This window comes from Reyranella aquatilis, assembly GCF_020880995.1.
GTDB classification, from domain to species: Bacteria; Pseudomonadota; Alphaproteobacteria; order Reyranellales; family Reyranellaceae; genus Reyranella; species Reyranella aquatilis.
In genome coordinates this window covers 1-26067 of record NZ_JAJISD010000012.1, presented here as the reverse complement: position 1 = coordinate 26067, position 26067 = coordinate 1, and the positions used below count along the sequence as shown (strand labels likewise).

General features: G+C 66.8%; 29 protein-coding genes and 1 pseudogene. 13 read left to right on the top strand and 17 right to left on the bottom strand.

Translation table 11 applies throughout. The features are described 5' to 3' along the window. The 6 genes from LJ725_RS23340 to phnN are packed head-to-tail and all read left to right on the top strand — an operon-like array spanning position 1 to position 5188. Positions 1 to 1104, top strand: coding sequence for a carbon-phosphorus lyase complex subunit PhnI (locus tag LJ725_RS23340; protein ID WP_230553351.1), 1104 nt, complete (start codon positions 1 to 3; stop codon positions 1102 to 1104). 3 nt (positions 1105 to 1107) lie between these two features. Beyond that, positions 1108 to 1950 (top strand): alpha-D-ribose 1-methylphosphonate 5-phosphate C-P-lyase PhnJ, encoded by an 843-nt coding sequence (locus LJ725_RS23335; RefSeq protein WP_230553350.1) that lies wholly within the window; start codon positions 1108 to 1110, stop codon positions 1948 to 1950. Continuing rightward, complete coding sequence (gene phnK / locus LJ725_RS23330) at positions 1947 to 2720, top strand: phosphonate C-P lyase system protein PhnK (protein ID WP_230553349.1); 774 nt, start codon at positions 1947 to 1949, stop codon at positions 2718 to 2720. Before LJ725_RS23335 ends, phnK begins: the two co-directional genes overlap by 4 nt. Before the next feature lie 4 nt (positions 2721 to 2724). Then, positions 2725 to 3456 (top strand): phosphonate C-P lyase system protein PhnL, encoded by a 732-nt coding sequence (gene phnL / locus LJ725_RS23325; protein WP_230553348.1) that lies wholly within the window; start codon positions 2725 to 2727, stop codon positions 3454 to 3456. Further along, positions 3453 to 4598: an alpha-D-ribose 1-methylphosphonate 5-triphosphate diphosphatase gene (locus LJ725_RS23320; protein ID WP_230553347.1), complete on the top strand. Its 1146-nt coding sequence runs from the start codon at positions 3453 to 3455 to the stop codon at positions 4596 to 4598. Before phnL ends, LJ725_RS23320 begins: the two co-directional genes overlap by 4 nt. A gap of 14 nt (positions 4599 to 4612) precedes the next feature. Beyond that, positions 4613 to 5188 (top strand): phosphonate metabolism protein/1,5-bisphosphokinase (PRPP-forming) PhnN, encoded by a 576-nt coding sequence (gene phnN / locus LJ725_RS23315; RefSeq protein ID WP_230553346.1) that lies wholly within the window; start codon positions 4613 to 4615, stop codon positions 5186 to 5188. On the opposite strand, the gene LJ725_RS23310 is transcribed toward phnN, so the two are convergent. Genes LJ725_RS23310 through phnC form a run of 5 tightly spaced genes read right to left on the bottom strand, consistent with a single transcriptional unit; the run spans position 5136 to position 9407 of the window. Next, positions 5136 to 5885, bottom strand: coding sequence for a DUF1045 domain-containing protein (locus LJ725_RS23310; RefSeq protein ID WP_230553345.1), 750 nt, complete (start codon positions 5883 to 5885; stop codon positions 5136 to 5138). The genes phnN and LJ725_RS23310 overlap by 53 nt on opposite strands. Next, a complete protein-coding gene (gene phnE, locus LJ725_RS23305; protein WP_230553344.1) occupies positions 5882 to 6718 on the bottom strand; it encodes a phosphonate ABC transporter, permease protein PhnE in 837 nt (278 codons plus the stop codon). Before phnE (LJ725_RS23305) ends, LJ725_RS23310 begins: the two co-directional genes overlap by 4 nt. Continuing rightward, on the bottom strand, positions 6718 to 7602 hold the full coding sequence (gene phnE, locus LJ725_RS23300) for a phosphonate ABC transporter, permease protein PhnE (protein WP_408015767.1): 885 nt from the start codon (positions 7600 to 7602) through the stop codon (positions 6718 to 6720). Before phnE (LJ725_RS23300) ends, phnE (LJ725_RS23305) begins: the two co-directional genes overlap by 1 nt. Before the next feature lie 34 nt (positions 7603 to 7636). Next, the gene (gene phnD / locus LJ725_RS23295; RefSeq protein ID WP_230553343.1) at positions 7637 to 8551 is read right to left on the bottom strand and encodes a phosphonate ABC transporter substrate-binding protein; all 915 of its coding nucleotides are present in this window, start codon (positions 8549 to 8551) and stop codon (positions 7637 to 7639) included. Positions 8552 to 8588: 37 nt separating this feature from the next. Next, complete coding sequence (phnC, locus tag LJ725_RS23290) at positions 8589 to 9407, bottom strand: phosphonate ABC transporter ATP-binding protein (protein ID WP_230553342.1); 819 nt, start codon at positions 9405 to 9407, stop codon at positions 8589 to 8591. A gap of 160 nt (positions 9408 to 9567) precedes the next feature. Between phnC and LJ725_RS23285 the strand changes: the two genes are divergently transcribed. After that, the gene (locus tag LJ725_RS23285; RefSeq protein WP_230553341.1) at positions 9568 to 9885 is read left to right on the top strand and encodes a hypothetical protein; all 318 of its coding nucleotides are present in this window, start codon (positions 9568 to 9570) and stop codon (positions 9883 to 9885) included. Here LJ725_RS23285 and LJ725_RS23280 read toward each other — a convergent pair. From LJ725_RS23280 to LJ725_RS23250, 7 genes are all read right to left on the bottom strand, one after another. Next, positions 9863 to 10204 (bottom strand): hypothetical protein, encoded by a 342-nt coding sequence (locus tag LJ725_RS23280; protein ID WP_230553340.1) that lies wholly within the window; start codon positions 10202 to 10204, stop codon positions 9863 to 9865. The genes LJ725_RS23285 and LJ725_RS23280 overlap by 23 nt on opposite strands. 94 nt (positions 10205 to 10298) lie before the next feature. Next, on the bottom strand, positions 10299 to 10991 hold the full coding sequence (locus LJ725_RS23275; RefSeq protein WP_230553339.1) for a response regulator transcription factor: 693 nt from the start codon (positions 10989 to 10991) through the stop codon (positions 10299 to 10301). Between the two features lie 26 nt (positions 10992 to 11017). After that, positions 11018 to 11290: a hypothetical protein gene (locus LJ725_RS23270; RefSeq protein ID WP_230553338.1), complete on the bottom strand. Its 273-nt coding sequence runs from the start codon at positions 11288 to 11290 to the stop codon at positions 11018 to 11020. A gap of 93 nt (positions 11291 to 11383) precedes the next feature. Then, on the bottom strand, positions 11384 to 11602 hold the full coding sequence (locus tag LJ725_RS23265; RefSeq protein ID WP_230553337.1) for a hypothetical protein: 219 nt from the start codon (positions 11600 to 11602) through the stop codon (positions 11384 to 11386). A gap of 83 nt (positions 11603 to 11685) precedes the next feature. Beyond that, a complete protein-coding gene (locus tag LJ725_RS23260; protein WP_230553336.1) occupies positions 11686 to 13080 on the bottom strand; it encodes an ATP-binding protein in 1395 nt (464 codons plus the stop codon). Between the two features lie 18 nt (positions 13081 to 13098). Continuing rightward, positions 13099 to 13758, bottom strand: coding sequence for a rhomboid family intramembrane serine protease (locus LJ725_RS23255; RefSeq protein WP_230553335.1), 660 nt, complete (start codon positions 13756 to 13758; stop codon positions 13099 to 13101). Between the two features lie 41 nt (positions 13759 to 13799). Continuing rightward, positions 13800 to 15056: an argininosuccinate synthase gene (locus LJ725_RS23250; protein WP_230553334.1), complete on the bottom strand. Its 1257-nt coding sequence runs from the start codon at positions 15054 to 15056 to the stop codon at positions 13800 to 13802. Between the two features lie 113 nt (positions 15057 to 15169). On the opposite strand from LJ725_RS23250, the gene LJ725_RS23245 reads away from it, so the two are divergent. Next, positions 15170 to 16198, top strand: a complete 1029-nt coding sequence (locus tag LJ725_RS23245) for a class I SAM-dependent methyltransferase (RefSeq protein WP_230553333.1) — start codon at positions 15170 to 15172, stop codon at positions 16196 to 16198. Here the strand turns inward: LJ725_RS23245 and rlmN are convergent, their stop codons facing one another. Both rlmN and LJ725_RS23235 read right to left on the bottom strand, forming a co-directional pair. Next, positions 16199 to 17347: a 23S rRNA (adenine(2503)-C(2))-methyltransferase RlmN gene (rlmN, locus tag LJ725_RS23240; protein ID WP_230553332.1), complete on the bottom strand. Its 1149-nt coding sequence runs from the start codon at positions 17345 to 17347 to the stop codon at positions 16199 to 16201. It abuts the gene before it with no gap. A gap of 53 nt (positions 17348 to 17400) precedes the next feature. Beyond that, positions 17401 to 17961, bottom strand: a complete 561-nt coding sequence (locus LJ725_RS23235) for an RNA methyltransferase (protein ID WP_230553331.1) — start codon at positions 17959 to 17961, stop codon at positions 17401 to 17403. 83 nt (positions 17962 to 18044) lie between these two features. Here LJ725_RS23235 and LJ725_RS23230 point away from each other — a divergent pair, with 83 nt between their 5' ends. Together LJ725_RS23230 and LJ725_RS23225 are read left to right on the top strand one after the other, a co-directional pair. Then, complete coding sequence (locus LJ725_RS23230; RefSeq protein ID WP_230553330.1) at positions 18045 to 19295, top strand: class I SAM-dependent methyltransferase; 1251 nt, start codon at positions 18045 to 18047, stop codon at positions 19293 to 19295. Positions 19296 to 19317: 22 nt separating this feature from the next. Continuing rightward, a complete protein-coding gene (locus LJ725_RS23225; protein WP_230553329.1) occupies positions 19318 to 20256 on the top strand; it encodes a hypothetical protein in 939 nt (312 codons plus the stop codon). On the opposite strand, the gene LJ725_RS23220 is transcribed toward LJ725_RS23225, so the two are convergent. Next, positions 20243 to 21238, bottom strand: coding sequence for a D-2-hydroxyacid dehydrogenase family protein (locus tag LJ725_RS23220; RefSeq protein ID WP_230553328.1), 996 nt, complete (start codon positions 21236 to 21238; stop codon positions 20243 to 20245). The genes LJ725_RS23225 and LJ725_RS23220 overlap by 14 nt on opposite strands. A gap of 54 nt (positions 21239 to 21292) precedes the next feature. On the opposite strand from LJ725_RS23220, the gene LJ725_RS23215 reads away from it, so the two are divergent. Beyond that, positions 21293 to 22177, top strand: a complete 885-nt coding sequence (locus tag LJ725_RS23215; RefSeq protein WP_230553327.1) for a TauD/TfdA dioxygenase family protein — start codon at positions 21293 to 21295, stop codon at positions 22175 to 22177. Positions 22178 to 22193: 16 nt separating this feature from the next. Here the strand turns inward: LJ725_RS23215 and panC are convergent, their stop codons facing one another. Next, positions 22194 to 23057: a pantoate--beta-alanine ligase gene (gene panC, locus LJ725_RS23210; RefSeq protein WP_230553326.1), complete on the bottom strand. Its 864-nt coding sequence runs from the start codon at positions 23055 to 23057 to the stop codon at positions 22194 to 22196. A 406-nt stretch (positions 23058 to 23463) separates the two neighbouring features. Between panC and LJ725_RS23205 the strand changes: the two genes are divergently transcribed. Both LJ725_RS23205 and LJ725_RS23200 read left to right on the top strand, forming a co-directional pair. After that, positions 23464 to 24768: a tyrosine-type recombinase/integrase gene (locus LJ725_RS23205; RefSeq protein WP_068193688.1), complete on the top strand. Its 1305-nt coding sequence runs from the start codon at positions 23464 to 23466 to the stop codon at positions 24766 to 24768. A gap of 114 nt (positions 24769 to 24882) precedes the next feature. After that, complete coding sequence (locus LJ725_RS23200; RefSeq protein WP_068190314.1) at positions 24883 to 25065, top strand: thermonuclease family protein; 183 nt, start codon at positions 24883 to 24885, stop codon at positions 25063 to 25065. 208 nt (positions 25066 to 25273) lie between these two features. On the opposite strand, the pseudogene LJ725_RS23195 reads toward LJ725_RS23200, so the two are convergent. After that, positions 25274 to 25693: pseudogene (locus tag LJ725_RS23195) on the bottom strand (conjugal transfer protein TraG); the annotation flags it as partial. Positions 25694 to 26067 lie beyond the last annotated feature (374 nt).

Here is a 26067-nt window from a genome sequence, read left to right as displayed (position 1 = left end):
ATGTACGTCGCGGTCAAGGGCGGCGAGACCGCCATCGCCCATTCACTCGAACTCTTGGCCGACAAGCGCCGCGGCGATCGCGAGGTCGCCGAGCTTTCGCTGGAACAGATCGACCAGCAGCTGGGACTCGCCGTCGATCGCGTGATGACCGAGGGCTCCTGCTACGACCGCGGCCTCGCATCGCTTGCCATCAAGCAGGCGCGCGGCGACCTTATCGAGGCGATCTTCCTGCTGCGCGCCTATCGCACGACCCTGCCGCGCTTCGGCGCGTCGGAACCGCTCGACACCACCCACATGGTGGCGGAGCGCCGCATCTCGTCCACCTTCAAGGATGTGCCGGGCGGCCAGGTGCTTGGCCCGACCTACGACTACACCCATCGGCTTCTCGACTTCGCGCTGGCTGCCTCCGGCGAGCGCCCGAGCGCAGCCACGGCGCCCGCCGAACCCACCGATCGCCTGCCGCGCGTGGGCGACATCCTGCAGCGCGACGGCCTGCTCGAACCGCCGCCGGCACGGACGGCGGCCGAGGCACAGGACCTGACGCGTCAGCCGCTGGTGTTGCCGGCCGACCGGCCGTTGCGCCTGCAGAACCTCGCGCGCGGCGACGAAGGCTTCCTGCTGGCTCTCGGCTACTCGACGCAGCGCGGCTACGGCAACAACCATCCCTTCGTCGGCGAGATCCGCTACGGCCACGTGCCCGTGTCCTTCGTGCCGGAGGAACTGGGCTTCGCGATCGAGATCGGCGAGATCGAAGTGACCGAGTGCGACATGGTCAACCAGTTCGCCGGCTCGCACGACGTGCCGCCCCAGTTCACGCGCGGCTACGGCCTGGCGTTCGGCCATGCCGAGCGCAAGGCGATGGCCATGGCGCTTGTCGACCGGGCGCTGCGCGCCGGCGAACTGGGCGAGGCCGCGAACTCGCCTGCCCAGGACGAGGAATTCGTGCTGGCCCACAGCGACAATGTCGAGGGATCGGGCTTCGTGCAGCACCTCAAGCTGCCCCACTACGTCGATTTTCAGTCCGAGCTGGTGGTGGTGCGCGCCCTGCGTGCCGAGGCCGAGAAGCGCCGCGAGCAGACCGTGCTCAGCCAGGCGGCGGAGTGATCCATGCCCGACACCGACATCCAGGGTTCCGCCTACAACTACGCCTATCTCGACGAGCAGACCAAGCGGATGATCCGCCGCGCCATCCTGAAGGCGGTGGCGGTCCCCGGCTATCAGGTCCCGTTCGGCGGGCGCGAGATGCCGCTGCCCTACGGCTGGGGCACCGGCGGCATCCAGGTCACGGCCGCCATCATCGGCCGCGACGACACGCTGAAGGTGATCGACCAGGGCGCCGACGACACGACCAATGCCGTCTCGATCCGCCGCTTCTTCGCCCGGGTGGCCGATGTCGCCACGACCACCCGCACAGAAGAAGCCACCATCATCCAGACGCGCCATCGCGTACCAGAGACGCCGCTCAGAGACGGCCAGATCCTGGTCTTCCAGGTGCCGATACCCGAGCCGTTGCGCATGCTCGAGCCGCGCGAGACCGAAACGCGGACTCTGCACGCGCTATCGGAATACGGCGTCATGCAGGTGAGCCTCTACGAAAGCATCGCCCGCCACGGCCGCATCGCCAAGACCTACAACTATCCGGTGATGGTGAACGGGCGCTACATCATGAGCCCCTCGCCGATCCCCAAGTTCGACAATCCCAAGCTCGACCGCAGCCCCGCACTGCAGCTCTACGGCGCCGGCCGCGAGAAGCGCATCTACGCCGTGCCACCGCACACGCCAGTGAAGAGCCTGGACTTCGACGATCACCCGTTCGAGATCGAGACCTGGACCGAGAGCTGCGCGCTCTGCGGGTCCAAGGAAAGCTTCCTCGACGAAATGATCGTCGACGACGCCGGCAAGCGCCTGTTCGTCTGCTCCGATACCGACTATTGCGAGAGCCGGCGATGAGGGGTCCGCTCCTCTCCGCCTGCGGCGTCACCAAGCGCTTCGGCGGCCGTATCGCCTGCCGCGACGTGAGCTTCGATCTGTGGCCCGGCGAGGTGCTGGGCATCGTGGGCGAATCGGGCTCCGGCAAGACCACGCTGCTCAATTGCCTGGCCGGCCGCCTCGCACCCGACGGCGGTTCCGTCACGTACGAAACGCTGTCCGCCGGCATCGTCGACGTGCACCACCTTTCAGAGGCGCGGCGGCGCCTGCTGGCGCGCACCGAATGGGGCTTCGTGAACCAGGACGCGCGGGATGGACTGCGCATGGGCGTGAGCGCGGGCGCCAATATCGGCGAGCGGCTGATGGCCGTTGGCGCGCGCCACTATGGCGAAATCCGGCGCGAGGCCATCGACTGGATGACACGCGTCGAAATCGATGCCGACCGTCTCGACGATCGACCGACGACCTACTCCGGCGGCATGCGCCAGCGTCTGCAGATCGCCCGCAACCTCGTGAGCAAGCCGCGGCTGGTCTTCATGGACGAGCCGACCGGCGGCCTCGACGTCTCGGTGCAGGCCCGCATCCTCGATCTGCTGCGCGGCCTCGTCGAAGGGCTTCATCTGTCGGCCGTGCTGGTGACCCACGATCTCGGCGTCGCGCGTCTGCTGACGCACCGGCTGATGGTGATGCAGGGCGGCATGGTCGTTGAACAGGGACTGACCGACCAGGTGCTCGACGATCCGCAGCACGCCTACACGCAGATGCTCGTCGCCTCGATTCTGCCGGTGTGAGCCCATGACCTCCTCCCGACCCGCTCTCCGCGTCTGCGGCCTCACCAAGTCTTTCATCGTGCATGCGCAAGGTGACTTGGCGCTGCCAGTCCTGCGCGACGTGGCGCTGTCCGTCTCGCCCGGGGAATGCCTCGCGCTGGTCGGCCCATCGGGCGCCGGCAAGAGCACCCTGCTGCGCTCGCTCTACGGCAACTATCGCGCCGACGGCGGCTCGATCCGCGTGCGCCAGGACGAGGCCTGGACCGAGCTGGTCGGCGCCGAACCACGCACCGTCCTCGACGTGCGTCACCGCACGATGGGGTTCGTCAGCCAGTTCCTGCGGGTGATCCCGCGCGTGTCCGCGGTCGACGTCGTGGCGGAGCCGCTGCGGCGGCGCGGCAGCGAACCCGCCGAGGCGCGACGGCGCGCGGAGTTCCTGCTCGCCATGCTCGGCATTCCCGCGCGCCTGTGGTCGCTGCCGCCCGCGACTTTCTCCGGTGGCGAGCAGCAGCGCGTGAACATCGCGCGCTCGCTGATCGTCGACTACCCGATCCTGCTGCTCGACGAGCCGACGGCCTCGCTCGACGCCGCCAACCGCGACGGCGTGGTCGAGCTCATCCGTCAGCGCCGTGATGCCGGCGCCGCCATCGTCGGCATCTTCCACGACACCGGCGTGCGCGACGCCGTGGCGACCCGCGTCCACGAAGTCCTCCCCCCTGCCCAGCCGGCCGGCGTTTCCCCAGGAGTTGCCGCATGAGCCTCGAGACCGTCCTGACCAATGCCCGCGTCGTCACCGCAGATGCCGAGTTCGACGGCACCGTCATCGTGCGCGACGGCCGTATCGTCGAGATCGCCCAGGATCGCTCCTGCGCGGCAGGCGCGATCGATCTCGAGGGCGACTATCTCGTGCCCGGTCTGGTCGAGCTGCACACCGACAACATGGAGAAGCATTTCGCGCCGCGCCCCGGCGTGAAATGGCCGAGCGTCTCGGCTGTCATGGCGCATGATACGCAGATCAGCGCCGCCGGCATAACCACGGTGTTCGATTCGCTGGCACTGGGCGACGTCCACGGCAAATCGGACCGCGTCGAGAACCGCGAGCGCATGATCGAGGCGGTCTGCATGGCCACCGACCGGCGCATGACGCGCGCCGAGCATCGCATCCACCTGCGCTGCGAGATCACCGCCGAGGACGCGGTCGAAGCGGTCGACAAGTGGATCGACCTGCCGTTGGTCGGCCTGGTGTCGATCAACGACCACACGCCGGGCCAGCGCCAGTTCCTCGATCCGGAGAAGCTGAAGCAGTACTACAAGGGCAAGCACGCGATGACCGACGAGCAATTCGAGGAATTCTCGATCCGCGTCACCGAGCTTCATCACCGCAACGCCGCGAAGCATCGGCGGGAGATCGTGGGCCGCGCCCAGGCGCGCGCGCTACCGATCGCCAGCCATGACGATGCGACCCACGGCCATGTCCAGGAAGCCGTCGCCAACGGCATGACGATCGCCGAATTCCCGACCACGCACGAAGCCGCCAGCGCCTCGCGCGAGGCCGGCCTCGCCATTTTGATGGGCGCCCCGAACCTCGTGCTGGGCGGCTCGCACTCCGGCAACATCGCGGCCATCGACCTGCTGCGCGCCGGCCACGTCGACATCCTGTCGTCGGATTATGTGCCGGCCAGCCTGATGGAAAGCGTGTTCAAGCTGCCCTCCTCCGGCATCGGCCTCTCGCTGCCGCAAGCCGTGAAGCTCGCCTCGCTCAATCCCGCGCGCGCCGTCGGCCTCGGCGATCGCGGCGAGATCGCACCCGGGCGTCGCGCCGACCTGGTGCGCGTGCGCACGGTCGATGGCGCTGCCGTTGTACGCGCCGTCTGGCGCGAGGGCGAGCGCGTCGTCTGAGCCGGGAGGTCGCGATGGAAGGCTCGCTGGTCTACGTCATGGGCCCTTCCGGCGCCGGCAAGGACTCCGTCCTTAGCCGCGCCCGCGCCCTGCTCCCGCCAGAGGCGCCCGTCGTGTTCGCCCACCGCTACATCACCCGGCCAGCCGATACCGGTGGCGAGAACCATGTGGCCGTGACGCGCGCGGAGTTCGCGATGCGCCGCGCCCACGGCCTGTTCGCCTATCACTGGGGCGCCCATGGCAACGACTACGGGGTCGGCCGCGAGATTCACGACTGGCGCGCCGCCGGACTGACCGTGGTGGTGAGCGGTTCGCGCGATCACTTCCTGCGAACCGGCGGGCTCGATTCACAGGCCCGACCCGTCCTGATCACCGCCCCCGCCGATCGGCTGAAGCAGCGCCTCGCCGGACGCGGCCGCGAGAACGCTGCCGAGGCGGCGAAGCGTCTGGAGCGCGCGGAGGCCTACGAGATCGCCGACCCACGCCTGGTGACGATCGTCAACGACGGCACCCTCGACAAGGCGGCCGAGGCCTTTGTCAGGCTGCTCGCCAGACTTGAGTGGTCAGGCGCCTCCCTCCGCCGAGCCTGAAACGTGCCAGAACGGTGAACAGCCTGTCGGGCGCCGGTTGGCGGAAGACACAGAGGTCGCGCACCGCCAGCGGCTGGTCGATGAAGGGGGCGAAGCGGTCCTGAAGCTCGGCGAGGATCGTCGCGCGTTCCCCCGGGTCCTTGACATGGCCGGTGAGCGTAAGATGGAAGCGCCCCTGCTCCATTACATAGGGATAGCCCCAGCGCCGCAGCAGCTCGTCCTGCCGGGCGCTCAGGCCCGCCGCCCGCCGACGGGTCAGTTCGGCCACCCCGGCCGGCCGGCGGAAGGCATCGAACTCGATGACGCAGCGGTCGGCGAGATCCTGAAGGACGGCACATCGCTCCGCCGGTACGAGGGCGAGGAAATCACCCAGCTCGACCAGCGCGAGCAACGGGACATCGATCTGGCGTTCCGTCGCGGCGAAGGCACCGACCGCATCGAGCAGGTCGCGTTCGGTGACGTCGTCGGCCAGCGCCATCGGCGGCTTCAGGGTGCCGTGGAAGCCGTACAGCCTCGGATCCGCGACCAGTTCGGACAGCCGCTCACGGGGAATGCTCCCGACCGGGGGGATGTCCCGCGCCTCGCCCGTGTCCGGGCTGCGACCGAGCCAGCGGCTGGCGACGATCGCCAGCGCCTCTTCCGCGCGCGGCGCGTAGTAGAGCGCGTAGCGGGGCCGCTCCGCGGACGGATCGCTCATTTACCTATTCCTGCGCGGCGGCCGATCATGGCGAAGCGGAGCTGGCTGGACACGACGTCGATGGCCGCCACGGTGACCAGGATCATCAGGATTATGAAAGAGGTCTGCTGCAGCTCGAGGGTGCGGATCGCCTCGGCCAGGTGCAGGCCGATGCCGCCGGCGCCTACGATGCCGATGATGGTGGCCGAGCGGGTATTGGACTCGAAGTAGTACAGGACCTGGCTCGCCAGAACGGGAAAGACCTCGGGCAGGATGCCGAAGCGGATCCCCATGAGATGGCTTCCGCCGGCCGAGGCGATGCCCTCGACGGGCTTGCGGTCGGCGGCCTCGATCGCCTCCGAGAAGAGCTTGCCAAAGCTGCCGATGTCGGCGGTCATGATGGCGAGCGCTCCGGCAAAGGGGCCGAGGCCCACCACGTTGATCCAGATCAGCGCCCAGATGAGGATGTCGACGCTGCGGATCGTATCGAGCGAGCGGCGCGCGAGGAACCGGACGAGGCGCTGGGCCGTCACGTTGCGCGCCGCCAGGAATCCGACCGGCAGCGCCAGCACCGCCGCCGCCAGGGTTCCCAGCAGCGCAATGGCCACCGTCTCGATCAGCGCCACGCCATAGGCCCGTGCATGCGCCCAGGAGCCCGGGTCGGGCGGCAGCATCAGCCCGGCGATCTCGAACAGGCGGCCGACGCCCGTCAGGAGCGTACCGCCGAAGAAGCCGAGCTGGCCCATGCCGAACAGCAGGAGCAGGAACAACGCGGCGGCAATGCCGATCATCACGAAGCGCTGGCGGCTCCAGCGAGTGAAATGCTCGGGGTAGCGCGCACGCACGGCGTCCATCAGTTCCTTCCTTCGAGGCCGATCAGCCGGTGCCGCAGGATCGATGTCAGCGAGTCGATGACCGCCACGGTGATCAGGATGAGCACCAGGATCGCCGAGACGTCAGAGTAGTAGAACTTGCGAATGGCCTCGATCAGGTCCTGGCCGATACCGCCCGCGCCGACGAAGCCCATGACGGCCGCGCCGCGCACGTTGATCTCGAAACGCAGCAGCGTGTAGCTGGTGAAGTTCGACAGGACCTGCGGCAACGCGCCGAAGCGCATGGCTACATGCCAAGGGGCTCCCGTAGAGGAAATGCCCTCCACCGGCTTCATGTCGATGTTCTCGACCACCTCGGCGAACAGCTTGCCGAGCGCGCCGAGCGTATGGATGACGACGGCGAGCACGCCCGCCATCGGCCCGAGGCCGAAGGCGATCACGAACAGCAGGGCGAACACCAGCTCGGGCACGGTGCGGCACAGCTCGCAGAACCGGCGCACGATCACGCGCGTCCAGCGGCCGGGCGCGACGTTGGCGGCGGCCAGGAAGGCGAGGCCCGCCGCCGCGAGCGCTCCCAGGAGCGTGCCGACATAGGCCATCAGCAGCGTCTCGGCGAGCAGCCGCAGCCAGCGCTGCAGGCCCCAGAACCATTCGCCGATGTCCGTCCAGACAGGCTGGCCGTTCTCCAGGTAGAACAGGCGAATGATGTAGCTCGGGAAGCGATGGATGTTCTCCAGCAGCTTGCCGGGCGAGACCTCCGCCGAGATCGAGGCCAGCACCATCGCGACCGCGACACACGCCACGAAGAGCAGCGCGTTGGCGCGGCGGCTGCGCACCGAGGCGTCATAGGCCGCCATCAGCGGCCGAAGCTGCGCCTCGGGCAGCCGGACGATCGTCGTGCTCACGGCCGGACGGGCTGGGAGAACCGCTCGACGCCGATCAGCTCTTCTGCTTGCGCAGCGCGTCGACGAACTTGATCAGCTCGACAACCGGCTCGTAGGCGGCGGCGTCGACCTTGGTGAAGCCGCGGTCCTTGCCGTCCGAGAGCTTGTCGAACGCCGCCTTGGCCTTGGTCGGTGCCTCCTCGAAGGCCTTCGAGATGGCAGCCTTCAGGTCGGGCGGCAGGCTGGCGAGATAGGCGAAGGGCGAATTCGGGATCAGGTCCGACTTGTAGATGATGCGGAAGTCTTCCTGCTTGGCCAGCCCCTTCGACACCATGCGCGTCAGGTTCGAATCGTTCTCGGCATTCCACCAGTTGGCGGCGACATCGACCTGCTTTTGCTGCAGCGCGATGACCGCGTTCTCGTGGCTGCCGGCGTAGGTCACGCGGGCGAAGAAGGTCTCGGGATTGAGCTTGAGCTTGTTCAGCGCGAAGCGCGGAACGTTGTTGCCCGAGGTCGAGTTGGGGTCGACCAGGCCCAGGTTCTTACCCTTGAGATCGTCGATCGTCTTGTAGGGGCTGTCGGCCCGAACATAGAAGACCGAGTAGTAGCCGATGGTGCCGTCGTTGTTCACCGTGGTGGCGAAGGGCTCTACCTTGACGCCGGTGACGATGGCGCGCGCATAGGACGCCGGGCCGTAGCCCGCGATGTGGATGCTGCCGTTGCGCTGCCCCTCGATCACCGCGGCATAGTCGTTGGCGACGCGCAGGGTCACCTTGGTGCCGAGCTGCTGGGAGAGATACTCGATGAACGGGCCGTAGCGTTCGGTCACGCCCGACGCGTTCTCGGCCGGGATCACGGCGAAGACCAGCTCGGGATAGGCGCTCTTCCACGACTGGGCGTGGCCGGCGCCGGCGAGAGCGAACGAGGAGGCAGCGAGGGCGGCGCCCAGCGCAAAACGACGGGTGAGCATGCTTGTTCTCCTTGGATGAAGGTCGATGGGCGGGAAATCAGGAGCCGGCGAGCGCGAAGCCCGGCTGCGCGACGGCCGGCTGGGGAACGGGCGGCGGCGCGGCGTGCCCCATGACGTCGCCGGCCTCAAGCCCGTACAGCTCGCGTGCGGTGCCTTCGGTGAGGGCGGCTGGCACATCGTCGAAAACGACGCGGCCGCCGGCCATGCCGACCAGCCGGTCGCAATAGCCGCGCGCCAGGTCGAGGCTGTGGAGGTTGCAGATCACGGTGATACCGAGATGCCGGTTGATGTGCTGCAACGCGTCCATCACCACCTTGGTGTTCCGGGGATCGAGCGAGGCGATGGGTTCGTCGGCGAGCACGATGTCGGGCTGCTGGATCAGCGCACGAGCGATGGCGACCCGCTGCTGCTGGCCGCCCGACAGGGTTTCCGCACGCTGGCCGGCCATCCGCGCCATGTCCAGGCTCTCGAGGGCCGACAAAGCCTGCGCCTTTTCGTCGTCGCTCCACATCTTCAGGAGCGCTCGGGTCGCCGGCAGGTGAAAGGCCCGGCCCATCATGACGTTGGTCAGCACATCGAGGCGGCCGGCAAGATTGAACTGCTGGAAGATCATGGCGCAGCGGGCGCGCCAAGCCCTCAGCGGCCGGCCGCTGAGGGCCGTGATGTCGGTGTCGCCGAACAGGATGCGGCCCGAGGTCGGATCGCCCAGGCGATTGATCATGCGGAGAAGGGTCGACTTGCCGGCGCCGGAACGGCCGATAACACCGACCATCTGTCCGGTCGGCACGACCAGCGAGACGCCGTCCACGGCATGCTTGCCGCCGAAGCTCTTGGTAACGCCTTCCAGTCGAAGCATCCCGCCTCCAAATCCCACGGGGGCTCGGTAGCGTCCGGAGGCTTCGCCCGCGCTACGGTTGCGTTACAGACAGAAGACAGGTGTGGAGAAACTCACGAGGGCTGAACCCCGGAGCGCCGGCGGCGTTGAGAGCCGGGGAACAGGGAGTAAGGCTGGCGTGATGAGTGTCCTGGCTTCTGTCGTCTTGGTCGTGGCCGTCACATCCGCAGCGGCATGGCTCGCGACGTCGCGCTGGCCCCATAGAACACGGCGCTGGCAGGCCACGTTCGCCGCCCTCAGTGTTCCATTGCTGTCGGTCGTGCTCTTCGCGATCGCGGTCCTGACGGCCCTTGCCGATGCGCCCGGCGCGGGCGAACGTGGAACCGTCGGAATGGTCATCTTCTCGATGGTCTTCTTTCTGCTTTACGCCGTCGTCGCCGGCCTCGCGATCGGCATTCCGACCGCCGTGATTTCGGTCAGGATGCTTCGCCGCTCTTGAAGGTCGGTCGGTTGGCCAGCGCACGACCGGGCGCATCCATCGCCCATTTCACCGATGCGTAGAGATACCAGCCGATGGCCAGAAGCAGTCCACCCATCATCACGAAGCCCCCTGGCTCGTCGCCCCTCGGATAGAAGTGCGCGGTGAACATGGCCGCTATGATCACCGCCGCCATGAAGCCGACGACATGCGCGAGGAATTTCCATCCGAAGACGCGCACAAAGCCGTCGCGCTCGGAAGAAGTGACGAGGATCGGCCGGCCGGTACGGCCCTGACGATAGACATGGCTTCTGCCATGCGGCCGGAACTGGGAAGCCATCGCCCATCCCAAGGCCTCGACGATGCTCATCGCCAATGAACGCACCGGCTCGGCGGATCGTTCCGCTCAATCTCCGCTGTGCAATCGCTCGAAGCTACGCGACTACCATGGCGGCCTGCGTCGGTTTCATGAGATAGCCGACGCCGCGGATCGTGAGGATCTCGATGTCGGAGCCCGCACCCGCGAGGAGGCGGCGCAGGCGATGGACATAGACTTCGACCGCATTGGAGGACTTGTCATGCGCACCTCCGAAGACCAGCGCATCGAGAACGTCGTGGACGAGGACCCTCTCCCCGCGCTTCAGGAAGACCTCCAACAGCTCGGCCTCCCGCGCCGGGATGGCGAATGTCCTGCCCTTGATGACGGCGCAGCGGCTGTCGGCATCGAAGGCCACGTTCCCCATTGCAAGCACCTGACGCGGCGCGTCCGGCGTCCGCTGCATGAGCGACCGGAGACGGGCGATCAGTTCGGCCATCGCGAAGGGCTTGATCATGTAGTCGCTTGCGCCCCTCTCCAGGCCGGTCACGCGATCGTCCAGGGCGTTGCGCGAGGAGAGGATGAGCACCGGCGTCGAATCGCGGCGCCTTCGCAACTGGTCGAGCAACGCCAGCCCGCTTGCGTCGGGAAGCCCCAGATCGAGCACAATGGCCGCGTACCGTACGGCCTGGATGGCGAGCCTCGCGTCTTCGGCCAGGCCCACGATATCGACGTCGATACCCGCGCGCTTCAGCGCATCCCCGATCAGCCCGGCGAGTTCCCGGCTGTCTTCGATGATGAGAACGCGCATCGCCCCCTCCTCCTTAGACCCGACGGTCAACTGCGTGGCGGCAGATCGATCCGTGCGTTTCTGAGTGCCTGTTCGAGCGCGGGAATTCCGCTCGTATCGCCCGCCTTGCATTTCTCGAGCGCGACACGCGTATCGAGGCCCTGGGGTTGCTGACCGCGTTTCGAGTTCATATCGAGATACCGCTCGTACTTCACGGCCAGCGCCCCGCAATAGTTGGCATCGGCGGGCTGGGCGGAGGCCGCGATGGGCGACAGCGTGATCGCGACCATCGCGGCGCTGAGCAATTTCATCCTGGTCATTCTGATCCTCCAAGTCTCTCGAAGAGCGGCGCCAGTGAAGGCCCGGACGGAGGCTCGATTGCGGCGGTCCGATTTCAGGAAGCTTACGCCGCGTTACTTGTGGCCCAGCAGTCGCAGCGCCTGCAGCATCGTCGGCGTCGGCATGCCGGGGTTGAGCCTGTCGGGCGGCGCGGCGGCGGCCATCGCCCGGTAGGCGGTGGCAAGCGCCTCGCCGTCGGCGAGGGAGGGCCAGGACTTCACGACGTCGAGACCCGCCCGGATCATCCGGGGGGTGACGACGATTCCGCATGGTTCATTCGCCTTCGATGTCATGCGCACACACTCACGCGTTGTTCGAAGCGACTATGTCGACTGAAACTTACAGGCCGCTTTCGCGACGTTGCGCACGGGATGCATCAGGCCTGCCGCACGGCGGGTAGCGTGACCGTGAAGGTCGACCCCTTGCCCGGCACGCTCTGGATGTCGAGCCGGCCACGGTGACGGTTCACGACGTGCTTGACGATGGCAAGGCCCAGTCCCGTGCCGCCAAGCTGGCGGGATCGTGCCGCATCCACCCGATAGAAGCGCTCGGTGAGGCGCGGCAGGTGGGATGCTGGGATACCGTCGCCCTCGTCCGCGACCGCGATCGTGACACGCTCCGGGCCGGACGGCCGCGCAATCACCCGGACCTCGGTCGAGGGCCGCGCATACTTGACCGCGTTGTCGATCAGGTTCTGGAAGACGATCGTGAGTTCATCCGGATCGCCGACGGCGCGCGGTAGGTCAGGTGCGATATCGAGAACGACCGTCACGCCGCGCGACGAGGCCTTGAGCTGCAGCAGGTCGAGCACGGAGCGCAGCACCTGCGTGAGATCGACGTCGGCGGCCGGCCGCGCATGCTCGTGCTGCTCGATGCGCGACAGCATCAGCAGGTCATCGACCAGGCGGCGCATGCGGTCCGCCTGTTCGGCCATGATGCCGAGGAAGCGTTCGCGCGCCGCGGCATCCTCGCGCGCCGGGCCGCGCAGGGTTTCGATGAACCCTGCCAGTCCGGCGATCGGCGTCTTCAACTCGTGGCTGGCATTGGCAACGAAATCGGCCCGCATGCGCTCGGCGCGGCGCAACGCCGTAGTGTCGTGCAGGACGATCAGGGCCAGCGAGCCGTCGGCCGCCGCCCGCGGCAGCCGACGCAGATGGGCGACCATGTCGAGCTCGGGCGGCCCCGCCAGCACCAGTTCGACCACGCCCTGGTCCGGTCCCGAGAAGTTGCCGTCGGGACCGGTCTCCAGCAGCGCATCGATGGCCGCCAGGAGCTGCGGTTGACGCAGCAATGTCGAGACGTCGCGCTCCGTCCCGCCGGAGCTGCCCAGCAGCAGGGCGGCGGCAAGATTGGTGCGCACGATGCGACGCTGCCGGTCGACCGACACCAGCGGATCGGGAAGGCCGTCGACGATCGCCTGTGCCGAGGCGGCGAGATTGTCGATCGAGGCGCGCTGCCGGCGCCAGCCGGTCGAGAGCGTCGCGGCCGCGGTCGCCAGCTCCTCGGTCGCGGGGGCGAAGGACAGGCGCGGCATCACCGGTTCGCGTTCGTCGGAGAGTTCACCCACGAAGCGGGCAAAGCTCGCCAGCGAGTTCAGGTAGCGCTGGATCAGGAGGATCGTGACCAGCCCGATGCCCGCCATCGCGAACAAAGTGCTGCGACCCGACAACTCACCCGCGCCGTAGAGGATCGCCAGCGCGCCCCACGACGGCGCCAGCGCGACGGCGTTGGCGGCCAGGGTGCGGCGGAGCGGGATGCCGTTGTCGGCCATGGACCGACTATAGCCGGGTCAACTCATCCGCGGCGCGAAGAAGCGTATGCTCGCGAGCCCGAACAGGAAGCCTGCGATATGCGCCACCCACGCGACCGATTCGCCGCCGGCGCCGGGCGTACCGCCGAATATGCCGAAGAAGACATTAAGGCCGATCCAGATGCCGGCGACCGGCAGCAGCGACGTGAGGCTGCCAACGTAGCGCATGAGCATCAGTACGGCGCCGAACACGCCGCTGATCGAACCCGAGGCGCCCACCACCGGATCGATTGAATCGGGATAGACCAGGATGTGAACGAAGCCCGCTACGACCCCGCACACCAGATAGAAGAGCACGAAGCGGCGCACACCCAGCAGCCGCTCCACCGGCGCGCCGAAGGCCGCGAGGGTGAGCATGTTGATGCCGAGATGCATCCAGCCGCCATGCAGGAACTGGTAGGTGACCGGCGCCACCAGCAAGGAGAAGAGATCGCGGCCGCTGTCGGTCGTGTAGGCAGCGGGCACGAGGCCGAACTGCAGGATGATCTCCTGGTCGGCCTGTTCGCCCAGGAGCTGGCGCAGCAGATGGACGGCGACATTGATGCCGATCAGCCACAGCACGGCGGGCGGCAGGTTGATCGCCCGCTCGCCCGTTCCGCGCCCTCCGGGGAGGCGGCGCTCGTCGTGGTCAAAAGGCATGCGCCGCTCCGGTCGGTTTCGGGCTGTCAGCTCTTCGGCCGCTAGCTCCTGGGGCCACCCTGGCCCAGCGCACGCAGGCGCAGCCTGAGCGCGTTCAGCTTGATGAAGCCCTCGGCGTCGCGCTGGTTGTAGGCGCCCTGGTCTTCCTCGAAGGTCACGTGCTGCATCGAGTACAGCGAGACCGGCGACTTGCGGCCGACGACCGTGGTGTTGCCCTTGTAGAGCTTGAGACGCACCGTGCCGGTGACGTTCTCCTGGCTCTTGTCGATCAGCGCCTGCAGCATCTCGCGCTCCGGCGAGTACCAGAAGCCGTAGTAGATCAGCTCGGCGTACTTCGGCATCACCTCGTCCTTGAGATGACCGGCGCCGCGGTCCAGCGTGATCGATTCGATGCCGCGATGGGCGGCGTAGAGGATCGTGCCGCCCGGCGTCTCGTAGATGCCGCGGCTCTTCATGCCGACGAAACGGTTCTCGACCAGGTCGAGGCGGCCGATGCCGTTGGCCTTGCCCAGCTCGTTGAGTTTCGTGAGCAGGGTCGCGGGCGACATCTTCACGCCATCGATGGCGACGGCGTCGCCTCTCTCGAACTCGATCTCGATGTAGGTCGCCTTGTCGGGCGCACTCTCGGGCGAGATGGTGCGCTGGTAGACCATCTCGTCGGCCTCTTCCCACGGATCTTCCAGGATTTTGCCCTCGCTGGAGGAGTGCAGGAGGTTGGCGTCGACAGAGAACGGGGCCTCGCCGCGCTTGTCCTTGGCGATGGGAATCTGATGCTCCTCGGCGAATTCGAGCAGCTTGGTGCGCGAGGTCAGCTCCCACTCGCGCCACGGCGCGATCACCTTGATGTCGGGCTTCAGCGCATAATAGGAGAGTTCGAAGCGGACCTGATCGTTGCCCTTGCCGGTGGCGCCGTGACAGACCGCGTCGGCGCCGGTCTTCAGCGCGAGGTCGATCTGATGCTTGGAGATCAGCGGCCGGGCGATCGAGGTGCCGAGCAGGTACTGGCCCTCGTAGAGGGCGTTGGCGCGGAACATCGGGAAGACGAAGTCCTTAACGAACTCCTCGCGGACATCCTCGATGAAGATGTTCTCGGGCTTGATGCCCAGCAACTCGGCCTTCTTGCGCGCCGGCGACAGTTCCTCGCCCTGGCCCAGGTCGGCGGTGAAGGTCACCACCTCGCAGCCATAGGCCGTCTGCAGCCACTTCAGGATGACCGAGGTGTCGAGGCCGCCGGAATAGGCCAGGACGACCTTCTTGATGTCGCCCTTCTTGTAGGGCCCGGTATAAGAAACGCTCATGCTGGCCGCTTTCATGTCGATTCGGTAAAGGCGCGCGGAATATAGCGGTCGACCCCACCGGGGCAAGCGCGCGCGCCGCAAAGACGCTATAATCGGGGCGAGAATAGCATCCCATGGTAACCGCTCTCGACCGCCTCTCCTATGCCGCCCGCCAGACCGCGCGGGTCGCCTGGTATGCTGGCCACTACGCAGCCGGCCGCAGGATGCTGAAGCCCATGCCCAAGCCCGATTTCGCCATCGGGCCGACGCCCGGCCGGGCCGAGCTGACCGCCGACATGCGCGCGCTGTTCCAGCGCGAATGGCGGGACGTGGCCGCAGGCCTGTTCCCGGCGCCCCGCCTCCTGGGGCCGGAGCCGGCAGAGTTCCTGCGGCGCAGCCTGCTCTATTTCCGCGACCTGCCCCAAGTCGACGCCCGCCGGCACGGCGCCCTCGACGACGAGCTGCCGCCCGGCACCCAGGCCGACGGGCTGCCCGACTATTACCGGCAGAACTTCCACTTCCAGAGCGACGGGTGGCTCTCGGAACAATCCGCCGCGCTCTACGACACGCAGGTCGAGGTGCTGTTCACCGGCGCCGCCGACGTCATGCGACGCCGCGCCCTGGCGCCGATCGCGACCTGGCTTGCGGGCCGCAACCAGCGTGACGTCCGCGGCCTCGACGTCGGCTGCGGCACCGGCCGCCTGCTCGCCGCCGTGCATGGCGCCTGGCCCGGGATGAAGCTCACCGGCATCGACCTCAGCCGCCCCTATCTCGACGAGGCGCGCCGCCTGATCGGCCGCACCGCCCGCGTGAAGCTCGACGAGGCGGCTGCCGAGACGCTGCCGTTCGACGAGGCGAGCCTCGACCTCGTCGTCTCCTCCTTCCTGCTGCACGAACTGCCGAAGGAGATCCGCGCCAAGGCGATCGCCGAGATGGCGCGCGTCGTGAAGCCTGGCGGCCTGGTCGTGATCGTCGATTCCCTGCAGAAGGGCGATCGTCCCGACTGGGACGGACTGCTCGACCTCTTCCCGCACTATTTCCACGAGCCGTATTACGCGGAATACACCGCCGGCAGTCTCGAAGGCTGGTTTGCAGCCGCCGGGCTTCAGCCCGTTTCGACCGAACTCGCCTTCCTGTCGAAGATCGCCGCCTTCACGAAGTAGCTACAGCGCGACCTTCACGCCGCGCTGGCGGAGGCTCGCGCTCTTGAGCTGGCCGCAGGCGGCGGAGATGTCACGGCCGCGCGGCGTGCGCACGGGAGCACTCAGGCCGCCGTCGTTCACGATCTCGGCAAAGCGATGGATGCGGTTGTTCGAACTGCACTCGTACGGCGCACCCGGCCAGGGGTTGAACGGGATCAGGTTCACCTTGGCGTGGATCGGCTTCAGGATGCGCACCAGTTCGCGCGCATCGGCGTCGCTGTCGTTGACGCCCTTCAGCATCGCATATTCGAAGGTGATGCGCCGGCTGTTGCGGGCGCCGGGATAGTCGGCGCAGGCCTTCAGCAGCTCGGCGATCGGCCACTTCCGGTTGATCGGCACCAGCGTATCGCGCACCTCGTCGCTGACGGCATGCAGCGACACAGCGAGGTTGACGTCGAGCGCCTCGCCGACCTTCGGGATCATCGGCACGACGCCGGAGGTCGAAAGGGTGATGCGGCGGCGGCTGAGGGCGATGCCCTGGTCGTCCATCACGATCTTCAGCGCCGTGACGACGTTGTCGAAATTGTAGAGCGGCTCGCCCATGCCCATCATGACGATGTTGCTCAGCATGCGCTGCGCGTCGGCGGTCGGCGTCGGCCATTCGCCGTAGCTGTCGCGCGCCACCATGAACTGGCCGACGATCTCGTCGGGCGTCAGGTTGCGCACCAGCGGCTGGGTCCCGGTGTGGCAGAAGGTGCAGGTGAGCGTGCAGCCGACCTGGCTGGAAACGCAGACCGAGCCGCGATCGGTCTCGGGAATGTTGACCGTCTCGGCCTCGTTGCCGTCGCCGAAGCGCAGTAGCCACTTGCGCGTGCCGTCGACCGAGCGCTGCTCGGTGACGATCGAGGGCCGCTCGATCACGAACTGGTCGGCCAGACGGTCGCGCGCCTTCTTGGCGATGTTGGTCATCCGCCCGAAGTCGGTGACGCCATGCCAGTAGATCCACTGCCAGATCTGGGCGGCGCGGAACGGCTCCAGCCCGGCCTCGACCAACGCCGACTTCAGCCCGTCGCGCGACAGGCCGATCAGGTTGCGGCGCAGATCGTTGCGCCCGTGCGCGACGGCGCCGGGCTCCAGAATCTGCAGCGGTTCGGTGGGCAGAACGGACATCGAGCGGCTGAGATAGTCGCCACGCCCATGCGGCGCAACTGCGCCGGCCTAGTCTATTGTTTCGACTGCGCTTTTTGCCGCAGCCGCTGCTTGCGCTTGTACAGCGGCTCACCGAACACCGGGACCTCCAGCGCTTCGGTGGGTGCCCCCTCGCCCACGGGGCGCGGGGCGTGGCGGCCCAGGCTGATCAGGCGGTCGTACATGACCAGTGCCCCGGCCGTGCCGAGATTGACCGAGAATCGGGTCGGGATCTTGACCACGTAGTCGCACAGCGCCTGAACGCCCGGCGACAGGCCCTCGCGCTCCGAGCCCAGGATGTAGGCGGCCTGGCGGGGATGGCGGAAGCTGGGAAGCTCGATGGCATCGTCGGTGATCTCGATGCCGACCAGGCGGCAGCCCAGCGGCAGGCGGAAGCTTTCGAGGTCGGCGAAGCGGTATGTCGGCACCGACTGGGGCGTATCGGAGGTGTCGGCCAGCGCCCCGGCGCGCACGTCATACTGGGCCCTCACGGTGAAGACGAAGGCCGCGCCGAACGCATGGGCGGTCCGGAACAGGGTGCCGACGTTCATCGACTTGCTGGGCCCCTCGATACCGATGCCGAAATAGCCTTTCATGGCCCCTAGATTTGTTGCAGTAATGAAATGCAGGCGCTGCCATCCCCCCGGTAGCGCCCCGCCCGTCGCCAAACAAGGCCCTGATGACCGCTTCTTCGTCGTTGGATAACGTTCGCGCCCAGTACGAGGCGCTGCCCTATCCGGCTCGCGATCCACGCGACGAGGCGATCCGCCTGATCACGGGCACGCCCAGCCACATCCTCGAGATCAACCACTACCTGTTCGCGGGCCGTCTGAACTTCATCCGGCCGTTCCGGGCGTTGGTCGCTGGCGGCGGCACGGGCGACGCCTGCATCATGCTGGCCCAGCAGCTGGTCGACCGGCGCTGCCCCGGCGAGGTCGTCTATCTCGACCTGTCGACGGCTTCGCGCCAGATCTGCGAGGCGCGTGCGAAGGCGCGCGGCCTGCGCAACATCCAGTTCCTGACCGGATCGCTGCTCGACCTGCCGACGATGAACATCGGCCAGTTCGACTACATCGACTGCACCGGCGTGCTGCATCACCTGCCCGACCCCGCGGCCGGCATGCAGGCGCTGGCCAGCGTGCTGCACCCCGAGGGCGGCATGGGCGTCATGCTCTACGGCGAATACGGCCGCAGCGGCGTCTACCCGCTCCAGCAGATGCTGCAGACGCTGGCGCCGCTGTCGATGGCCATCGAGGACCGGCTGGCGATGGCCAAGCGCCTGATCCGCTTCCTGCCGACGACCAACCTGTTCCGTCGCAACCCGTACCTCAACGACCACGTGACGGGTGGCGACGCGGGCCTCTACGACCTGCTGCTGCACAGCTGCGACCGCGCCTTCACGGTGCCGCAGATCGGCCAGATGGCGGCATCCTCGGGCCTGCGCGTCGTCGCCTTCCTCGAGCCGGTGCGCTACGAGCCCTCGACCTACATGAGCGATCCGGTGATCGCGCGCCAGACGAGCTCGCTGCCACTGCTCGACCGCGCCGCCTTCGCCGAGCGCCTCGCCGGAAACCTGCGGACCCACGTCTTCTATGCCACGCGCGCCGGCTTCGACACGGTGGCCCGGCCCGAGGACACGTCGGCCATTCCGGTGCTGCGCGAGATGGATGCGCAGAAGTTCGCCGCCGGCCTGCAGCCCGGCGCCCCGCTGGTGGCCAATCTCGACGGCTTCCCGTGGCGGGCCCAGCTTCCGCCGCTGGCGCCGCGCATCATCTCGCAGATCGATGGCCGTCGCACGGTCGCGGAGATTTACACCTCGCTCGGCAGCCAGGGCGGCCTGCCGCAGTGGGAGGATTTCTACACGCAGTTCGAGGACCTCTACGTCAAGCTGAACGGCGTCAATCACCTGCTGTTGCGCTTCCGCACCTGAACCGCGCGCCGCGAGATCCGCAATGAGCGGTCATGTCCTCGCCATCGCGCTCGGCAACTCCCTCCTCTGGTCGATCTATCTTCTGCTGACGCGCCACGTCGTGAGCGGCGCGCAGCTCGACGCCTGGGCCTACACGCTGGTGCAGCTGCTGAGCGCCGGCTTGGTCCTGCTGTGGGTCGGCCGGCGCACGCCGGGAAGCTGGGCCGACCTGCTCCTGCCCTGGACGGTCTGCTACGCCTTCATGCGCGTGATCATCAACGGCTGCACCGCCGCCGCCATCGTGTGGCTGGCGGTCACGCAGAGCACGCTGATCTCGACGGTGAGCGTATTGATCGGCGCGGGAACGGGCTGGGCGTTGACCCGGCAGGCGCCGGCGCGGCACGACTGGCCGGGCCTGGCGCTGCTCGCCGTCGGCATCGCAGCCTTCGTCGCCGCGCTGGCCTCCGAGACCGCGTGGCGCGGTGTCGCCTGGCTGCTGGCTTCGGAAGCGGTGGCGGTCGCCGCCTCTTGGATGATTGCCTATCACCCGCGCAACCAGGCGAACGATCCGGCGGCGCGCAGTCGCTTCACCGGGGAGATCCTCGTCGCCGCGTCGCTGGCGCTGATCCTCGTCTGGACGCTGGCCGGTCTCGCCGGCGCGATGGCCTCGCCCTGGGCCGGCGGCGGCGACGCCTTCGGCCGCATCGAGCTCTGGCTCTACGCGATCCTGGCGGGCCTGCTGTTCCGTGCGCCGGGCACCTGGCTCGGCTTCTGGACCATCAACCATTCGGGCGTGCAGACCTACCTGATCGCCCTCACCGCGATGCCCTTCTTCGCCATCGCGCTCGAAGCGATCCTAGCCCACGCCGGCTGGCTGACGCCCGCCAGCCTCACCATGCCCGAATGGCTGGCCGCCGGCGTGATCCTCGCCGGCGCCATCTGGCTGATCGTCGTTCGCGTGAAGACCCCTACGCCTTCCTGAGCGCGTCCGGATTGAGGACGTTGATCGGCGCGCCGTCGAGCCAGGCCTCGATGTCCTTGATCGTGCCTTCGTAGAAGTGGCGATAGCTCTCCTCGACCACGTAGCCCAGATGGGGAATGAGCGTGACATTGTCGAGCTTGGTGAGCGGATGGTCGGCCGACAGCGGCTCCTTGTCGTAGACGTCGAGGCCGGCGTGCAGGATCGTGCGGTTCTTCAGCGCCGCGATCAGCGCTGCTTCATCGACGATCGGACCGCGAGACGTGTTCACCAGGATCGCGGTCTTCTTCATCTTGGCGAGGTCGGCCGCGCCGATCAGGCCGCGCGTGCGGTCGGAAAGCGCAAGATGGATGGAGACGAAGTCCGAGGTCGCCAGCAGCTCTTCCTTGCTGACATACGTCGCACCGCCCGCTTCGGCCTTTTCGGGCGTCAGGTTCTGGCTCCACGCCACGACATCCATGCCGAAGGCCTTGCCGTACCGCGCCGCGCGACTGCCGAGCTTGCCGAGGCCCAGGATGCCCAGACGCTTGCCCTCGAGCACCACCATCTGCTCGATGCCGTCATGCCACTTGCCCTGCCGCGCCAGCCGTTCGGCCTTGGCGAGGTCGCGGGCGCACATCATCAGCAGCGCCCAGCCCAGTTCCGCGGTCGGTGCATTCGACGTGCCGCCGGGCGTGGTGGAGATCGGGATGCCGCGCTCGGCCGCCGCCTTGTCGTCCAGGCTCGCGGCGCGCGCACCGGTCAGCACCATGAACTTGAGGTTGGGCAGCTTCTCGATCAGCGCCCGCGGGAAGGCCGTCCGCTCGCGCAGCAGGCCCAGCATGTCGAAGGGCGCCAGTTTCTGCGCGGCATCCTCGACCGAGGCGAAGGGCTCGTGGAAGACGGTGATCTCGACACCGCGTTTCCTGAGGCGGTCCCAGTCGGCCATGCGCAAGGCCACCTTCTGGTAGTCGTCGAGCAGGGCGAGCTTCATCGTTTGCGGCATGGCGTTTCCTGGGGGAGAATGATTTCAAAGGCACTATAGCCGCGGGAGGCGGCCATGAGCATCACCGTAACGCCAGCGCATCCTGATTTCGTCGCCGAGATTGCCGGCGTCGATACCGCACGTCCGCTTGGCGCCGCCGACCGGCAGGCCATCGAGGATGCGATCGACCGCTATGCGGTGGTGGTCTTTCGCGAGCAGAGGCTCGACGACGACACGCAGGTCGCCTTCGCCCGCAATTTCGGCCCGATCGCCTCCTCGGCCCTGAAGCTGCGCCATCGCGACATCAAGCATCGGATCGAATCGAGCGATGTCGCCGACATCTCCAACCTCGACGGCGACGGCAACGTGCTGAAGCCCGATGCGCGACGCCGGCTCGACGGGCTGGCCAACCGGCTGTGGCATACCGACGCCTCGTTCCGCGCCGTCCCCGGTGCACTGTCGATGCTCTATGCCCACGTCATTCCCGAGGAAGGCGGCGATACGGAGTTCGCCGACATGCGCGCCGCCTACGACGCGCTGCCCGAGGCCAGGAAGAAGGAACTCGAAGGGCTCGTCGCCGAGCATTCGATCTGGCGTTCGCGCGAGCAGCTCGGCGTCGTGCAGTATAGCGAGGAAGAACGCGCCTCGCTGCCGCCGGTCCCGCAGCGGCTGGTGCGCACCCATCCGGGCTCGCACCGCAAGACCCTCTATCTCGCCGCGCATGCCTCGCACATCCTGGGCATGCCGGTGGCCGACGGACGCCTGATCATCCTCGATCTGATCGAGCATGCCACCCAGCCGCGCTTCGTGCATGCCCATCGCTGGGCGAAGGGCGATCTCGTGATCTGGGACAATCGCTGCACGATGCATCGCGCCCGGCCGTTCGACACGACGAAGGTGCGCGACCTGCGCCGTGTCACCACGCGCGACGTCGCCTCTACGCTCGAGCAGGCCGCCTGAGCGACCGTCGGCCGCCTCAGACGGCGAGATTGTCGATGAGCCGCGTGCGGCCGAGCCGGGCGGCGGCGATCACGCGGGCCGGGCCGGCGACATGCTCCAGCGGCTTCAGGCTGTCGGCATCGACGACGGTGAAATACTCGACGATGTCGAAGCCGCCGTCGCGCAGCGCCTGCGACGCCGCCGCGGAGGCCTCCGCACAAGACTTCGTGCCGTCGCGCACCGCGTCCGCGACTGTCACGAGCTGCTTGTACATGCCCAGCGCTTTCGTCCGCTCCTCGGCGCTGAGGTAGCGGTTACGCGACGACATCGCGAGACCGTCCTTCTCCCGTACCGTGGGCATGCCCACGATCTCGAACGGCATGGCGAGATCGCGCACCATGCGCTTGATGACCTGGAGCTGCTGGTAATCCTTCTCGCCGAAATAGGCACGGTCCGGCATCGCCATCAGCAGCAGCTTGCTGACCACCGTGGCGACGCCCTGGAAATGGCCGGGCCGCAGCGGGCCGCAGAGACCGTCGGTTATGCCGGCCACCGTCACGGTCGTGAGCTGCTCGCCGGGATACATCTCGTCCTTGGTCGGTGCGAAAGCGATGCGGCACTGCGCGTCGCGCAATTTGTCGAAGTCGCCTTCCTCGTCGCGCGGATAGGCGGAGAAGTCCTCCTTCGGTCCGAACTGGGTCGGATTGACGAAGATGCTGGTCACCGGCACGTCGCCGCGCTCCAGCGCGCCCTTCACGAGACTGACATGGCCCTCGTGCAGCGCACCCATCGTCGGCACGAGGCCGATCGTGCGGCCGGCCTTCCGGAAGCCGGCAACCGCGCGGCGCAGGTCCGCCACGGTGCGGACGACGAGCAGGCCCGGTTCGGTCGATGTGTTCATGTCTGGCCTCTCACGCAAGGACGAGTCCGCCGCCTAGACCAGGTCCGCGGCAAAAATGGGACGCGCAATCTATAAGAAGCCTGGATCAAAAGGGACCGAAAGCATCTTGCCCGGACCCTTGCAGGACCGGGATGCGAACCGGACGCCCGGTCTCAACAAGATGATGCGGTAGAAATTGGAGCGGGCGAAGGGATTCGAACCCTCGACCCCGACCTTGGCAAGATATTGGTCCATCTTCGCTAGACTAGCCTCCGATAGCCAGTAGCCCGCAAAAACAACTAGTTAGAGCGACCCACCTACGCCGCACTACCCGCATCTAGCCTGCTATTCGCTTTATCTCGCTTACAAGGCGCTTACATTCTTGCCGCAATTTGATAATGTAAGCAGGCAGCGCAGGAGAGCGATAGTGTCGAGGTTGACCAAGCGGGCGGTCGAAGCCCTTGCTACCACCGCGGAGGGCCAGGAATTCCTTTGGGACGGTGAGATTCGCGGCTTCGGCGTCCGGGTAATTCCGTCTGGCCTGAAGACCTTCGTCGTCCAGTATCGCAACGCGGCGGGCAAGAGCCGCAGGATCAAAATCGGCCGGTTCGGCATCATGACCGTTGAAAAGGCCCGTGAGCTTGCGAAGGTGAAGCTTGGCCGCGTCGCTGAGGGCATTGACCCCGCCGAGGAACTGGAGGCTGGGAGGGACAACATAACGGTCGAGGCATTGTGCGACTGGTATCTAACGGAAGCTGAAGCGGGTCGGATCCTTGGCCGCAAGAACCGCCCAATCAAAGCATCGACGCTGGCGATGGATCGGAGCCGGATCAACACTCACATAAAACCGCTGCTCGGCAAGCGGTTGGTGGGCAGCCTCCGCGTCGTCGACATCGAGGGCATGCAATCCGATATCGTGGCCGGAAAGACTGCCGCTACGGAGCGGCGGCCGGGACGGGGTGGAGTCGCCCGGGGTGGACCGGGCGTGGCAGGCCGGGCGGTCGCAACGTTCCAGTCGATTCTCAGCCACGCCGCGCGCCTGGATGTCATCGAGAAACATCCGAGCCAAGGCGCACGACGTCTCGCCGGCAAGAAGAAGCAGCGACGCCTCAGTACCGGCGAGATCAAGAAGCTCGGCGCGGCCCTACAGTATGGCGAACGAAACGGCGAGCACAGCACTGGACTGGCGGTTGTCAGGTTTCTGCTGCTGACAGGCTTTCGCATCTCCGAGGGCCAGCAGATGCACCGCGATTGGCTCCACGCCGAAAAGGGCTACGTTGCCTTCCCCGACACCAAGGCGGACGCTCAGATTCGGGCGATCGGACCGGTTGCTGCCCGCCATGCCGCGAACCAACCGAAGCAAGAAGGCAGCCCGTACGTTTTTCCTGCCGACGTTGGCGACGGCGCTTTCACTGCGGGCAAGGCCTGCTTGGAGCGACTGTGCGCGATGGTAGGCATTACAGGTGTCACGCCGCACACGCTTCGTCATACGTTTGGAAGTGTAGCCGGTGATCTCGGCTTCTCGGAATTGACGATCGCCGCGATGCTGGGCCACGCGGCACAGTCGGTAACGCAGGGCTATGTCCACATCGACGAGGCTCTCAAGCTTGCCATCACTCGCACCTCGGACACGATCGCGCAGTTGCTGAACGAGGGTGCGCAGGAGGCGCGTGCACCCCGTAATCGCTCGCACAGGGCTATGTCTCGCGGCGCCGAAATCAGCGCAGATTAACCAGGATAGCGGAGCCAGAATCTACAAGCGCGGGGGCTCCACCCACCGTACTACTCCAAGGGTCATGTACACCAATTCGTCGCCACTCGGCCAAGACTCCACCCTGGAGAAGCCATGAAGCTCGCAACCGCCTTGATTTTGTTGGCGCTCCCGGTTGGCGCCCAGACCGTCACAGACGGCGATACGATCAAGATGGACGGAACCACCTATCGCCTCTGGGGCATCGACGCCCCAGAAAGTAAGCAAGAGTGTGCAGACAGTTGGGCGGCCGGCAAAGCCGCAACAACCTATCTCTAAAGGACGATATGGCCATTGAGGAAGCACTGCTTTGAACCAGCTACCCAAGGTTTGTGTCTTCTGTGGGAAGCCTGTTCGCGATCCATTGACCGAACGGAAGCGAGCACGTGAGCACGTGTTTCCATCTTGGGCACTGGAAGAATTCGGTGTGACGCGCGACACTATCGAGTTCTCGCTATTCGAGGCGATGTGGGATGACGGGGCATCACTTCAGGTAGTCGGAACCGAGCTTTCCGAGGACGACCCCATCGAGACCCAACAGCCCCGCATTGCGTGCCTCGCGCACCGTCGCCCAGCGCGCCGAGCCATATGTGGCCACGTTCTTCGTCTCGCGGGCCCGCCAGACCGACATGCCGATCGCCACCGCGATCGAGATCAATCCTCCCGAGGCCGCGATGCAGGCGCCTTCGACGAAGATGGAAGGCGCATAGGCGTCATATGCATACCACCACCAGAAGAAGGCCGGTGGGTGGTAGACAGGAACGCCGGCGAGTTCGAACCAGGGCGGCCCGAGCTGGAGCTGATAGCCCAACCGCCAGGCCGTCCATTGCGTCGCCGCCCACAGGGTGACGAGCACGATGGCGAAAACGAGGGTGATCTGTCCCCAGAGGATCTTGGTCGCGGACATGCCAACGTAAAATCAGCCGGCCGAGCGTAGCTCTACAAGTGCAGCGGAAAATGGAGCGATCGCTCGGCGGGATTGGCGTGCGATTCGGAAACTCGATCAGACCCCTCCCTGCCTTGGCTTGGCTTCTCTGGCCGGCTCCCCGGCAACCCTCTTACCTCTCACGAACACCAATGACCGTGCAGGGCTGGAATCGAACCACCAACACTACGATTTTCAGGTGGCTGGGCCGCCCAGCCAAATCAACAGCTCAACTAGGTCGCATACTCATAAACGATTCCCAAATTTTGGAAAAAGTGATTCAAGGTTCCGAAAGGAGCCTTGGTGATGGCGCGCTACGATCTGACCGAGTTTGAGTGGAGAACGATCCAACCGTT

Coding starts and splice junctions, on each gene's coding strand:
- LJ725_RS23340 (WP_230553351.1), top strand. CDS start 1: ATGTACGTCGCGGTCAAGGGCGGCGAGACCGCCATCGCCCATTCACTC.
- LJ725_RS23335 (WP_230553350.1), top strand. CDS start 1,108: ATGCCCGACACCGACATCCAGGGTTCCGCCTACAACTACGCCTATCTC.
- phnK (WP_230553349.1), top strand. CDS start 1,947: ATGAGGGGTCCGCTCCTCTCCGCCTGCGGCGTCACCAAGCGCTTCGGC.
- phnL (WP_230553348.1), top strand. CDS start 2,725: ATGACCTCCTCCCGACCCGCTCTCCGCGTCTGCGGCCTCACCAAGTCT.
- LJ725_RS23320 (WP_230553347.1), top strand. CDS start 3,453: ATGAGCCTCGAGACCGTCCTGACCAATGCCCGCGTCGTCACCGCAGAT.
- phnN (WP_230553346.1), top strand. CDS start 4,613: ATGGAAGGCTCGCTGGTCTACGTCATGGGCCCTTCCGGCGCCGGCAAG.
- LJ725_RS23310 (WP_230553345.1), bottom strand. CDS start 5,885: ATGAGCGATCCGTCCGCGGAGCGGCCCCGCTACGCGCTCTACTACGCG.
- phnE (WP_230553344.1), bottom strand. CDS start 6,718: ATGGACGCCGTGCGTGCGCGCTACCCCGAGCATTTCACTCGCTGGAGC.
- phnD (WP_230553343.1), bottom strand. CDS start 8,551: ATGCTCACCCGTCGTTTTGCGCTGGGCGCCGCCCTCGCTGCCTCCTCG.
- phnC (WP_230553342.1), bottom strand. CDS start 9,407: ATGCTTCGACTGGAAGGCGTTACCAAGAGCTTCGGCGGCAAGCATGCC.
- LJ725_RS23285 (WP_230553341.1), top strand. CDS start 9,568: ATGAGTGTCCTGGCTTCTGTCGTCTTGGTCGTGGCCGTCACATCCGCA.
- LJ725_RS23280 (WP_230553340.1), bottom strand. CDS start 10,204: ATGGCTTCCCAGTTCCGGCCGCATGGCAGAAGCCATGTCTATCGTCAG.
- LJ725_RS23275 (WP_230553339.1), bottom strand. CDS start 10,991: ATGCGCGTTCTCATCATCGAAGACAGCCGGGAACTCGCCGGGCTGATC.
- LJ725_RS23270 (WP_230553338.1), bottom strand. CDS start 11,290: ATGACCAGGATGAAATTGCTCAGCGCCGCGATGGTCGCGATCACGCTG.
- LJ725_RS23265 (WP_230553337.1), bottom strand. CDS start 11,602: ATGACATCGAAGGCGAATGAACCATGCGGAATCGTCGTCACCCCCCGG.
- LJ725_RS23260 (WP_230553336.1), bottom strand. CDS start 13,080: ATGGCCGACAACGGCATCCCGCTCCGCCGCACCCTGGCCGCCAACGCC.
- LJ725_RS23255 (WP_230553335.1), bottom strand. CDS start 13,758: ATGCCTTTTGACCACGACGAGCGCCGCCTCCCCGGAGGGCGCGGAACG.
- LJ725_RS23250 (WP_230553334.1), bottom strand. CDS start 15,056: ATGAGCGTTTCTTATACCGGGCCCTACAAGAAGGGCGACATCAAGAAG.
- LJ725_RS23245 (WP_230553333.1), top strand. CDS start 15,170: ATGGTAACCGCTCTCGACCGCCTCTCCTATGCCGCCCGCCAGACCGCG.
- rlmN (WP_230553332.1), bottom strand. CDS start 17,347: ATGTCCGTTCTGCCCACCGAACCGCTGCAGATTCTGGAGCCCGGCGCC.
- LJ725_RS23235 (WP_230553331.1), bottom strand. CDS start 17,961: ATGAAAGGCTATTTCGGCATCGGTATCGAGGGGCCCAGCAAGTCGATG.
- LJ725_RS23230 (WP_230553330.1), top strand. CDS start 18,045: ATGACCGCTTCTTCGTCGTTGGATAACGTTCGCGCCCAGTACGAGGCG.
- LJ725_RS23225 (WP_230553329.1), top strand. CDS start 19,318: ATGAGCGGTCATGTCCTCGCCATCGCGCTCGGCAACTCCCTCCTCTGG.
- LJ725_RS23220 (WP_230553328.1), bottom strand. CDS start 21,238: ATGCCGCAAACGATGAAGCTCGCCCTGCTCGACGACTACCAGAAGGTG.
- LJ725_RS23215 (WP_230553327.1), top strand. CDS start 21,293: ATGAGCATCACCGTAACGCCAGCGCATCCTGATTTCGTCGCCGAGATT.
- panC (WP_230553326.1), bottom strand. CDS start 23,057: ATGAACACATCGACCGAACCGGGCCTGCTCGTCGTCCGCACCGTGGCG.
- LJ725_RS23200 (WP_068190314.1), top strand. CDS start 24,883: ATGAAGCTCGCAACCGCCTTGATTTTGTTGGCGCTCCCGGTTGGCGCC.